Origin of the sequence: Microcoleus sp. BM001215392 (assembly GCF_036700185.1) — a bacterium.
Lineage (GTDB): Bacteria > Cyanobacteriota > Cyanobacteriia > Cyanobacteriales > Microcoleaceae > Microcoleus.
Genome location: NZ_JAUBOJ010000263.1, coordinates 1 through 10,657, shown reverse-complemented (window position 1 = coordinate 10,657; position 10,657 = coordinate 1). Strand labels below are relative to the sequence as shown.

Sequence of the window (10,657 nt, the reverse complement as noted above, 5' to 3'; positions counted from 1 at the left end):
TGAATGATGACCGTTTAGGCAGAGTATTAGATAAATTATATTTGGCAGGAATTACGGAAATATTCACAGCCATTGCCCTGTTAGCCGCTCAAAAATTCGAGTTAAAAACCGATACATCTCACTTAGACTCAAGTTCATTTCATCTACATGGTAAATATGAGCAAGAGCTGCCATCAGTATCTTTTTATAGCACAGAAATAGATGACAATCAGTTAGAAAATTTATCAATCAACCATCAAACATCTCCAATACCAATTAAGATTACCTACGGCTATTCTCGTGACCATCGCCCCGACTTAAAACAGTTTATATTAGACCTAATTTGTAGTGGAGATGGAGATGTGCCACTATTTTTACGAGCAGCTTCCGGAAACGAATCAGATAATTCTGTCTTCGCCTCAATTTTTCAGGAATTTAAGAAACAGTTAAATCTCGACAGTTTAATGGTAGCGGATAGTGCATTATATACCGCTCCCAACTTAGAAATGTTAACCAATTTAAGATGGTTGACTCGTGTACCGCTGAGCCTCAAACAAGCGCAGCAACTGGTATCTCAGCTAAATGAATCAGAATTTCATCAAAGTTCAGTGACGGGATATAGTTGGTCAGAACACAAAAGTAATTATGGTGGAATTGCACAAAGATGGTTGGTAGTAGAGAGCAATTTACGTCGTGATGCTGACCGACGTAAGTTAGAAAAAAACCTCAAAAAAGCTGAAATTGAAGGTCAGAAAAAGTTGCGAGAATTATCAAATATTGAATTTGCTTGTGATGCCGATGCGGTAGCAGCAGCTCATCGCTTATCCAAACAACTAAAATATCATAATTTAACCCAAATTACTAGCAGACAAGCGACAGCAAAACCCGGCACGAATTCCACCAGTTCTCATGATAGCTCAAGCTCTAGCTTGATATTTAAAGTTCAAGCACAACTAGAATTAGATGCTAGTGTGATAGCTAAAGAAACCAAAGCTAGTGGCAGATTTATCTTGGCTACTAATGTGCTGGATGCGTCACAATTAAATCCCGATGAAATGATTGTGAAATATAAGGAACAGCAGGCGGCAGAGAGAGGGTTTGGGTTTTTGAAAGACCCCCTATTTTTTACGGATAGCGTGTTCCTCAAGTCGCCGGAAAGAATCGAGGCTTTAACTTTGGTAATGGGTTTATGTTTGTTGGTTTATACTTTAGGTCAAAGGTTACTGCGTCAAAACTTACAGCTCACAAATTCGACCGTAAAAAATCAGTTAGGCAAAGGAACCAATCGACCTACTCTACGCTGGATATTCCAAAGTTTTCAGTCGATTCATGCCGTTTGCATTCAAGGAATTCAACAAGTTTCTAATTTGACATCCGAACGGTTGGCGATATTAAATTTGTTTCCAGTCACCTGTCGGTCTTATTATTTATTGTTGTGAAATGAAGTCGATTATTAATTGGTAAAACTGACTTAGATTTAAATAATTGTTGACTTAGCAGTGATGCATTATTGTCATAATGCTGGCGATATATGCTGGGAATTAATAGTTGTTAATGGTCTGATTTTTGACGTTTTATGGGTTAAGAAAATTTAACTGATGTCCGAGCATCACCGAGTTAGGAATTCCTAACTCGGTGATGCTTCGTTGCACAGATATTTTGGGTGTTTTTACTCACTATTGTCTCGGATGATTCACTTTTACCTCCTCAAGCAGCTTATGTGCCAGTTGGGGGTGCGGAATGTGGGTTAGATGGCAGCCAACTATATACTTGCAATATACTTGGACTTGTAAAAATTGGGGATGTAAAAAAGTTTTTATATTTTTATATTAAATAAGTCAAGTCAAAAAAATCCTAATTAGAGCTGCATATACTTGACTTTGCCTGGGATTTGACTGTATGTTATTTAACGATAGGATATTTCCTAAGAATAGTTAAAATAGTTATAATATGAATAGGGCATTAACAAAGTTACAAGATTAGCCTGTCCATAGCTTTATGAAAACAATTCCTCTGCTTGCCATTAGTTTTTTTGTAGCAATTTTAGCCAGCGCGATCGGCATAATCTCAGTGCAGAACGCAGCCCCAGTCGCCTTAAACTTTATCTTTTTTAAATCCATACAAATTCCCGTAGGATTAGTATTGGCGATCGGCATTAGTGCAGGACTGATCGTCGCGGCGCTGCTGCAACCGCTGTGGCACCTTTCAGATTCCCAAGCGAACCGTCCCCAATTTCAGGCAAATCCCGAAGATTCAGACACCGCAGAATATTAAGTTAATTCCTGTACCGAAGAGAGCGAGTAAACCTTACCGTCAATCAGCAGCCGAGTAATTCCCTTGGCTAGCAAGTAAGGCGCAGCTTTTTGCAGCAGCCTACCGTCAGGAATTTTGAAAACTCTTTGATTCTGAGTAGAAAATCGGCGGGCTACTCGGTGATTGTCAAACACTGGTAGAGTTTTCTCGCGAATTTCGCTCGCCGGAATTTGACCGAGTTCGCCAAAGGCTTTCAGAGGTCTAGTGATTAACTCCGCGGCTCTATCGACTACTAAGTAGCAAATTTTCGGGAGCGAGGCTTCACTTAAAGGCAAAACTTGAATTACCCCTGTAGCCCTCGGTTCGATCGACTCTCCCGACGAGTTCGAGCCCAGCATACTTGCTTCAAACAGAGAATCTTCATCTTCCAAATCTTCGTCGAAGTCGTCATCCTCCTCATCCTCGCCGTCATCCTCCTCATCTTCATCGAAATCGCTAAAATCTTCATTTGCCAGCACTCCTTGCAGTTCCCCAGTCGCAGCAGCTCGGCGGCGCTCAGGAGCAAGATTGGTCGCCGCCGGAGCTGGTAAATCTGAAACCTGCAAATCCGACTGTAAATTTCCAGGGATTTCGATTTCTGGGCTTGGTTTGGCGACTGATACAGAACGCTGTCGGATTGTCGGCTTGGAATTGGCGACTGACTGCGGGAGAGGGACTGACTCGGACGCACCGACAGGAGCGGTTTCGCTTTTGTCGGCCGGTGCGGGATTCTCCTCTGTCGGTTCAGAATCGCTGCGGAGCTCCGACAAACGCTTTTGTTTCTTCTGGAGTAAAGATTCGTATTCCGGCTCTGACAAAGCGCCCTGAAGGATGCGCCTGACAGTCGAACTGCTCACTCCGTAGCGCTTGGCTAGAGCGATCGTATTCTCGTCGGACTGTCGGTACAGTCTGAGGAGTTCGCGTTTGTCTGAATCCGAGAGTTTTGTGGGCGTCATGCCAAGTTTTCCAGCAAAAATACGTGAAAAGACGCAGCAAGTGCGATCGGCGAACTGTGATTTTTAATCTTCGATTGGGCTGTTGATAGAAGCCGACAAAGGCTAAAAGCTTTCGCGTCCCTGCTTGCTTCAGCAACACCCCAATCTCCAATCCCTAAGCGGAGCGACGAGTCCGCCTGCTCTGACGGGAACGGGTTGAGATGTCATGTTCCAAGATAGCTCCTATTCCGAACAGGATGGCGCTGAAAACAAAAAATACTTCCAGCAAACTGCCACTTTGATAACTACCCTCAGCCTGAGTATCCCGCCATTTAAAGTACATATCCGCAATGTAAAGCGAAAAAGTTGCAGCCGCAATCATCCTCCAGGATTGGGAAAAACGTCCTCCCCAAAACGCCAGCAGCAGTGCAGTAGCAATAATCAGCAGAAAAACGTCCCCGACGATGTAAAACAAATTGATTGCATAGGCGTAAGGCGACAGTTGCTCGTCAAGCGCCATCACCCATGCGGGAGCTTTACTCGATTCTGTTTCCTCCGAGGGTGCGGGTTTAGCAGCCGTCGCTCCTTTTGCCTTTGACTCGGCCGAATTTTCAATAGCCGGGGCTTTTTCTTTTCCTTTTGTTGTTGGTGCGGCTCCTGTCACGACTTCCTGGGCGGGCACAGCCATTCCTAGCTGAGTCCTCCAAGAGTCAGGTGCAGCAACCCAGATAGCTACAACAATCCCAAAGGCTGCAATTCCCGCTAACAAACCCCACTGCCAAATTTCTAGATTCAGGCGCTTAGAACTCACAGCTATTACCATGCCCCCGATTAGCACCACATAGCTACCGAGATAAAACGCATCTGCTGGAGTTACATCAGGGCTGACCTCGAAATACAGTTCCCAAATGCCAAATAACACGCCGGCGATAAAATAGAAGAGCATCCCCAGACCTATGCCCAGCCACACGTTGCGCCCGCTGACCATGTGGGGGCTTTTCCAGTTTCTAAAACAAACTAAAGATGCTCCCAGGTATGCTCCGCATTCAAAAACATAAGTGCCGATTCGGTACCAAAGCGGTAAACCCTTGTCTTCTGAAAGCGGGACGCTGAACAGTAAAAAGAACAGCAGCGCCATTACAGCCCAGACAATTCCCATAATCACTAGGGTCTGAGCTGACAGTAAAGATGAAGATGTAGATGACTTTTCTGAAGTGCTACTCATAGGGATTTCACGAGACCTAACTAGCGGTTGAACGCACCCCATCTCAATTTTTGATTATTGTAGATGAGGATTCTTTCGCCACAGAACCTTGATCGGACGCTTCCGGAAAAACTGGCGCCCTCAGCGTGTACTCTGGACTTTTGCCCTCGTACAATCGAGAAAGACTAAACAAGAATCATATCTCAGTTACTAATTTTTTTTATTAGCGATCAGCCTCTCTTTTTTCCGGAAATTGATGATAGAAATATGGTTTATGTCTCCACCATTAAGGCTTTTACACTACCAAATCTATCTCTGAAATTATACTCTCAACTTGTGCTGTCTCTGTTTTTTTGCTTTCGCACTCCTCCTGTTATCTCAAGAGATTTCCGGTGGGTAGTGCGATTTACATTTAGTTTAATTGCCACACCTTAGGTGGCATCCAAACTGACTAAACAAGTTTATTGACCAAAGGTTGGTCAATGTTTTGTTGGCAATCCGACCTGTATATCGCCTATCCCCTACAGTGAAATTATGTCTGTCAGCTCGATTATCTTGGCTCAATTGTGGCTGGCAATTGTCCGAGATTTTCTATGCTGCTATCCACAACTTATTGAGGGCTGATTGTTTCAGCCAATCTAGAAACAGAGTGCGATCCGGTGCTGGCATATCTTGCAGCACATCACTCACTCCCTCAGCGAAGCCCGTATCGCCAAAATATGATTTGCCCAAACGGTAGAGTTCTTGCAATAAGGTCTTGAGATGCTGCTCTTGCCAAGGCGGCACCTTATGATTTTGCAAGGGACTAACGGTCAGCCAATTTTTGATCGCATCCGGGGAGTCTGCTTGGGGAAACTTTCCCTGCTGAAATACCTTGGCGATATCTTTCTGAAACGATGCCGCTTGCCTGGCGCCTAAGAGGTCTTCTACATCGAAGTAAACAGCTTGGAGGAGCAGCAGACAACCCTGTGCGAACAGTGGTGCTTTTGCCGATTCTGTACCTGCTGGTTCTTCACCTGCAAGCTGATCCAAACGAACTTTTCCCCAGACGCTGTATCTATCGGGTTCTTCTAGCAGAACACAGGCTTTGCCGCGGTTGTCGGTTAAATCCCGCCACAAGGCTCTGGCGTCTTCTGCTTGCTTGCCGTTGAAAGCGCTGATCAGGCGAAAAGTCTGCCCCTGATAATTGAGAATGGGAATTTGTTGGTCCCGTTTTGGGTGTTGAAAATTGGTTATTTCAACATCCTGCCGTTTCAGAATAAACATGACACTGCGATTTGACTCCTGTCATGGCCGAGGTGCTGTGCTTTTGACACTCCCCAAGTTTTTAGGCTTGGGGATTCTTGATTCAGCGAGTCCACTTTAAAGAAAGCAGGACTGCTCCCAATCACCCAGAGATGCTTCTTCTATCGAGCGTTCGGATACTTTTTTGCGAGCATTTGCTGACAAATATCTAAGCTGAAATTGTTTCAACCTTGAGGTATCAACCAACCAACGAAGGAAAGTCCCCCGCGCACAACTTATGACTGCTGTACTGGCAACGCTTGATTTTGGTGCTCGTCTCGATCGGGCGATTGACTGTTTTGCTTTGATGCCGTAGAGGAAGCTGATTGTGCAGGCTCCGTACCATCAGGGATTTTCACCTGAGTCTTTGGTCTTTCAATCCTAGTTCTACCACATTTTTCCCAAAGATCGACTCGAGCAGAATATTAGCAAATATAACTACATATCACCAAAGCAGTCACTGTGGCCCAAGTGCTATACAGAACTTGGCTAAATTTATCTGGCGTTTCACCATTCAACTACAACTGATTCCAGAAGGTATGCTTTTTGTCTCTATCTGCTGGAGCCGGCTCGTTTTTGTGGGCCACAGGCGCAGATTCGGGTAGAGCAAGGCCCTGGCCCCATGCACCACTAGCTTGCAACTATTGCTTTTGAAGCTGTTAGCGATTGTTCAACGATTATTTTTAACAAGTTTCCAGAATTGCGGTATCCGGTTCGACATTTTTGCAGGTCGGTGATGATTGAAGCTGCTGCGGTTTAGTTGGTCTGAATGTTTTAACCTTTGGCTCTCGGCTGTAGGGTTCGCGGAGCAGATGCTTGGTGTCAAATTAACCCCAAAGACCGCTTTTAGACTTGAGTCATTACCGGAAATGGGGTTTTGCCTGGATGCCTGCGGCGCCTGCACTGCTTATTTTGTGTAGATCGCAGCGGTTTTTGGATAAGTTGTCAGATATTTACTTGCTCGATCGCACACTGCACCGATACAATGATGTTGTTAGAATTTTTTGAGTTGGGTGCGTAACTCAGTTGGATAGAGTAGCTGCCTTCTAAGCAGCGAGCCGCAGGTTCAAGTCCTGCCGTACCCATTAGACAAACGTTATACACAGCAAAGGTTTTAAATTGACTAAGCTGCCGAAAGTCTGGTTTTCCGCTCATCTTTAGCTCAGTCCTACTCTTCTGAGTAGCTGAGTATTTTTAAAACTGCCTCCATATCGGCCAAGCCTGCCCTCGACTTTTTACGCCGCCCTTTCAACTGATTGAGCAAGTCGGCCGGTTCTGGAAAATCTGCGACTGCCTGAGTCAACTTTTTACTTTCTTCCCGATCGCGCGTCACGACCGCCAACTTTTCTTTTAAATTCTGAACTTCTAAATCCAAGTCGCCGTTGCGCTCGTGTAACTGATTCAGTTCCTTGTCCCATTCTGCGAGTTGCTTGTTGGCCGCTTTCAATTCTTGCCTGAGAGTTTCTGCTTCCCGTTCTCGGTCGGCAGTGGATTCTCTCAGGCACTCAATTTTCCCAGCCGTTCCTCAATGGCGGCCATTTGTTTAACTACTGGGTCAAGGCGATCCGATACCAGTTTGTCTACAGTTTCAACGGGGATTGTAGACACACTTGTAGACACGACGCTATGATTGCTTGGAGTATACACATTTTGTATACAATCTGTAGACACGCCTGATACTTCCTTGAGAATGCGTTGTGCAGCTTGATTGATCGACTCACAATCTAGCTTCTGAGCTTCTATCCAGTTCAGGAAGTGACCGGAAACTCTGAATGATATGACTTGACTTTGACTCATTGTAGACACCTGTAAACATCTTTTGTCTACAATGGCTCAGAATTGTCTACACTGTCAACATTCTGTAGACAAAATTTGTAGACACAAGATCCCCACGATCGCAGCCAATTAGCACAAGTCCATTAGCTGCGATTACCAGGGCAAAGGATGCTAAAGCTTCATCAGATCGAAAGCCTCAAACTCAGATTGTTGGACGTTTCTGACAGGCTTATCGAACCTCACTAAATAGGTCTGGCTAGCGCTGCCGTAAAAAATATCCACAACCTTACCGCGTGCACCTTGATAGATACCGCCAACATCCTTGGGCACAACCAGATCGCCTATCTCAAAAATTCTGTGACCTTTGGGAATGGCGGCTGATTTTAGGGTAGGGGAAGGCTCCGAACTCAGCAATGAATTTTCTGCTTTTTCAGAAAGTGCAGAATTCTTGACTACAGTGACTACAGTAGGCTCTAGTGCCTTGCTACATAAGGTTTCGGACTGTAGTCTATCCTTGACTACAGTGTGACCACAATTGACTACAGTAGTTTCGTTTACTGTAGTCATTGTAGTCATTGCTGAACGCTGACTGTAGTCAACTGTAAAGCTCTATGTGTCTTGGTTTGAGGCTACTGTAGTCACTGTAGTCGTAGTCAAAGAAAATGAAATTGTTTTTTTGACTGTAGTCACTACCCCATAATTCATTGACTCAAGTTCTCCAAACAACTCTTTGGTATGTTGAGCCGATGGCCGATATTTGAAAGGAAAAGCAAGTTGAGCTTCGCGGGTAGAGAGTACGCCACCCTTTTTTTCAGCCAGCAAAAGGATTTTTGCCAAGCTAGGAGCTAAAGCCTTGCGATCGGAAAACTCGGCGTAGAGGCTGGCAATCTGGTCAGCAGAGAATTTGACGAACTTTATCGCCGCTTCCACCGCGCCTTTAGGGATTAGAGAGCTAACCTCAACGCCATTAAAAACACAGTTGATGGTGTGAATGATGGCGGCCATCTTGCCAACCTTCTCCGGTATCTTGCCTACCATTGCGCGAATACCTTGTTTGAGCTCTGACTCGCGCCGTTCTTCCGTGGCGTTGTAGAACGCAGTAAAAAGTCGCTTTGCCTCCGGGTTGAGTTCAAATTTCATGGCTGGCAGTTTGTCGATTTTTGTGTAAACATCTGCCAGCATCGGCGTGATATCAAAACTTCCGCTGTCTTCTTCCGACAGTTTGGAAGCGGCCAAAGGTTGGAAAACAAAGTCAAAGCGGGCAAACTTTCCGTTAGAGTCGCTGCAATCCTTCAGCAGTTCTGCCAGTACGTCAGGCTGAATTGTGCCGAAAACACTGAGTAGCAGCCCTTCTAAATCTGCTTTAACTCCAGAGGCCCGCAGGAGTGTGCTGCCTGTGCCATTCCAAAACTCAAGCAAGTCTTCGTCATCGCTACCCTTACCCCCTCGATACTGGTTAGCAGACTTAAACAAACCTGCAAGCTCGTCACATCGGTACATCAGGGCTTGGTCAGGGAATTCCGCCACTTGGTAGAGAATGCCCTCGCCTGTGGACTTAGAGAATGAGTAGAGTCGTTGCCGAGGTTCCTTTGGCGGCAGTCCTTTGTCTTCGCCTTTTGCGGTCTTCCACTGTTTGTATTCCGCTTCATAGTCAGTGAGGGCTTTTTGATATTCAGTTCTTGCCTTGTCTCGCAGTACCTTCATCGGCCGCTCAATCATTGTTCGCATAATCGGCGATTTCTTCTGTGATGACTCGGCAACGATGCACGCGAAATAGTTGGGAGTGCAGCGGTAATCGGTATCACGTCGTAGCAGGACTTCTGAACCAACTTTGAACAGGCTGGAAACCTGAGTTAAACCAGCCGCTAGATAGCACTCAGGTTTGAGGTTCAGTCGGGTCGCTAATTCTTTTATTGGTGCTGCAAGTCCAGGAGGCAAAATCTCTACTAGTTCAAGCCCTGCTTTTTGGGCGGAAAGTAACCGGGCAACCTCGGCTGCTGTGTCTTCTTGGTCGGATTCTTGCTCTAGTTCTTGCTCGCGGTCGCGGTAGATTTTCCAGATGTCCGCACTGGGTACTCGGAACTTTTGAGCGAGCTCAGAGATTTTAAGCTGTAGCTGAGATTTCTTGAGGTCGGACTCTAGCAGTTTCTCAATCTCCCCCCCTAACTCGGAGAAGTTGGGGACTTGAAACTTTTCAGGACGGACAACTTTTAAGGTTGCCTGCGGGGAAGCTTCAAGAACTTTTTTCTCTCCGATCGCCGCTTTAATGTCATCGGCTGTTATTTGGTGTTGCTCAATCCAGTCGGCTAGGTCTAACCCTTGACTTTTGGGTAAATTCTCCCAAGCTTTAGAGTTGGGGTAGGGGTAAAGCCACAAGGCGTCTGGAAATTCTTGATGCAATAGTTCGGCGTGCTTGATGCCTGGTTCATCGCGATCGGGGACAATGATAACTGCTGCACCTTCTAAATCGCTTGTGTCAGAGGTTTGCCACTTTTCCGAACCGCCGATGTTGGTAGTGGCGGCTAGTCCTAAATTCCATAAAATGTCAGCGCAAGGTTCTCCCTCAACAATGAAAATAAGCTCGTTATTTGCGATCGCCTTTTGGACTTCTGTATAGCGGTAAATCGGGATGTTGGCACGGGTAACGTCTCCTATCCCCTTCTGCCACTTAGAGCCGTCCCAGTGCTGTTGCCAAATTTTCTTGTCACCTTTGCCATCGTCAATCCGCGCTACACGTATCGAATGGCAACCATTGCGATCGGGATATTTCCAGTAGCGAGTCTGTGCCGACCGGACTGGTTTCTTTTCTTGAGGACGAGCGTAGAAAATTTTGCCGTCCTTGTCAGTTTTAGATGTTGCTTCCCAACCTGTAGCGGGCGGTTGGTCGCGGTTGCAAACTGAAAGCTCGCCTATGGAGTAGCACCAGTCAGGCTTGCCACAGTGCGGGCAAGGGTTAGATTTTGAAACTTTGACAAGATTGCCGCGGACACTTGAAACTTGACCGCCGATCGGAGTAAGATTGTCGTACATGAAAATTGGCTCGCCCTTAAGCGAGTTGAAGTCCAAAAAGCCGTTGCAGTCAGGTACTAATTGAGAGCAGCGGTTTTTTGGTGTTTACTTTTGTTGAAAATTTAGAGCTAGTACCTAGCTAGCGAATAAATAGACAAAATGGTACACTTGTTGACAA

The 10,657-nt window shown here is 45.7% G+C and carries 10 protein-coding genes and 1 tRNA gene; 3 read left to right on the top strand and 8 right to left on the bottom strand.

Annotated elements, in window-relative coordinates; genetic code table 11:
• Both QT974_RS23455 and QT974_RS23450 read left to right on the top strand, forming a co-directional pair.
• A partial coding sequence (locus QT974_RS23455) for an IS1634 family transposase (protein WP_333470824.1) occupies positions 1–1,418 on the top strand: 1,418 nt, incomplete at its 5' end.
• A gap of 559 nt (positions 1,419–1,977) precedes the next feature.
• A complete protein-coding gene (locus tag QT974_RS23450; protein WP_333470823.1) occupies positions 1,978–2,253 on the top strand; it encodes a LapA family protein in 276 nt (91 codons plus the stop codon).
• Here QT974_RS23450 and QT974_RS23445 read toward each other — a convergent pair.
• From QT974_RS23445 to QT974_RS23430, 4 genes are all read right to left on the bottom strand, one after another.
• Positions 2,250–3,227 carry a hypothetical protein gene (locus QT974_RS23445; protein ID WP_333470822.1) on the bottom strand — a complete coding sequence of 326 codons (978 nt, stop codon included), beginning with the start codon at positions 3,225–3,227 and terminating at the stop codon, positions 2,250–2,252. The genes QT974_RS23450 and QT974_RS23445 overlap by 4 nt on opposite strands.
• Before the next feature lie 154 nt (positions 3,228–3,381).
• Entirely contained in the window at positions 3,382–4,431 is a 1,050-nt protein-coding gene (locus tag QT974_RS23440; protein WP_333470821.1) for a hypothetical protein, read from the bottom strand.
• Positions 4,432–5,001: 570 nt separating this feature from the next.
• Positions 5,002–5,676 carry an Npun_F0813 family protein gene (locus QT974_RS23435; protein WP_333470820.1) on the bottom strand — a complete coding sequence of 225 codons (675 nt, stop codon included), beginning with the start codon at positions 5,674–5,676 and terminating at the stop codon, positions 5,002–5,004.
• 254 nt (positions 5,677–5,930) lie between these two features.
• The gene (locus QT974_RS23430; RefSeq protein WP_333470819.1) at positions 5,931–6,053 is read right to left on the bottom strand and encodes a hypothetical protein; all 123 of its coding nucleotides are present in this window, start codon (positions 6,051–6,053) and stop codon (positions 5,931–5,933) included.
• A 652-nt stretch (positions 6,054–6,705) separates the two neighbouring features.
• Here QT974_RS23430 and QT974_RS23425 point away from each other — a divergent pair.
• Positions 6,706–6,779: transfer RNA gene (locus QT974_RS23425), tRNA-Arg, on the top strand.
• A gap of 83 nt (positions 6,780–6,862) precedes the next feature.
• On the opposite strand, the gene QT974_RS23420 is transcribed toward QT974_RS23425, so the two are convergent.
• The 4 genes from QT974_RS23420 to QT974_RS23405 form a co-directional block, all read right to left on the bottom strand.
• Entirely contained in the window at positions 6,863–7,141 is a 279-nt protein-coding gene (locus QT974_RS23420) for a flagellar alpha dynein (protein WP_333470818.1), read from the bottom strand.
• Between the two features lie 50 nt (positions 7,142–7,191).
• Positions 7,192–7,491 carry a hypothetical protein gene (locus QT974_RS23415; protein ID WP_333470817.1) on the bottom strand — a complete coding sequence of 100 codons (300 nt, stop codon included), beginning with the start codon at positions 7,489–7,491 and terminating at the stop codon, positions 7,192–7,194.
• A 150-nt stretch (positions 7,492–7,641) separates the two neighbouring features.
• Positions 7,642–8,037 (bottom strand): hypothetical protein, encoded by a 396-nt coding sequence (locus QT974_RS23410; RefSeq protein ID WP_333470816.1) that lies wholly within the window; start codon positions 8,035–8,037, stop codon positions 7,642–7,644.
• 42 nt (positions 8,038–8,079) lie between these two features.
• Positions 8,080–10,500, bottom strand: a complete 2,421-nt coding sequence (locus QT974_RS23405) for a DUF3987 domain-containing protein (protein ID WP_333470815.1) — start codon at positions 10,498–10,500, stop codon at positions 8,080–8,082.
• Positions 10,501–10,657: the final 157 nt, after the last annotated feature.

Coding starts and splice junctions, on each gene's coding strand:
- QT974_RS23405 (WP_333470815.1), bottom strand. CDS start 10,500: ATGTACGACAATCTTACTCCGATCGGCGGTCAAGTTTCAAGTGTCCGC.
- QT974_RS23445 (WP_333470822.1), bottom strand. CDS start 3,227: ATGACGCCCACAAAACTCTCGGATTCAGACAAACGCGAACTCCTCAGA.
- QT974_RS23410 (WP_333470816.1), bottom strand. CDS start 8,037: ATGACTACAGTAAACGAAACTACTGTAGTCAATTGTGGTCACACTGTA.
- QT974_RS23450 (WP_333470823.1), top strand. CDS start 1,978: ATGAAAACAATTCCTCTGCTTGCCATTAGTTTTTTTGTAGCAATTTTA.
- QT974_RS23435 (WP_333470820.1), bottom strand. CDS start 5,676: ATGTTTATTCTGAAACGGCAGGATGTTGAAATAACCAATTTTCAACAC.
- QT974_RS23440 (WP_333470821.1), bottom strand. CDS start 4,431: ATGAGTAGCACTTCAGAAAAGTCATCTACATCTTCATCTTTACTGTCA.
- QT974_RS23415 (WP_333470817.1), bottom strand. CDS start 7,491: ATGAGTCAAAGTCAAGTCATATCATTCAGAGTTTCCGGTCACTTCCTG.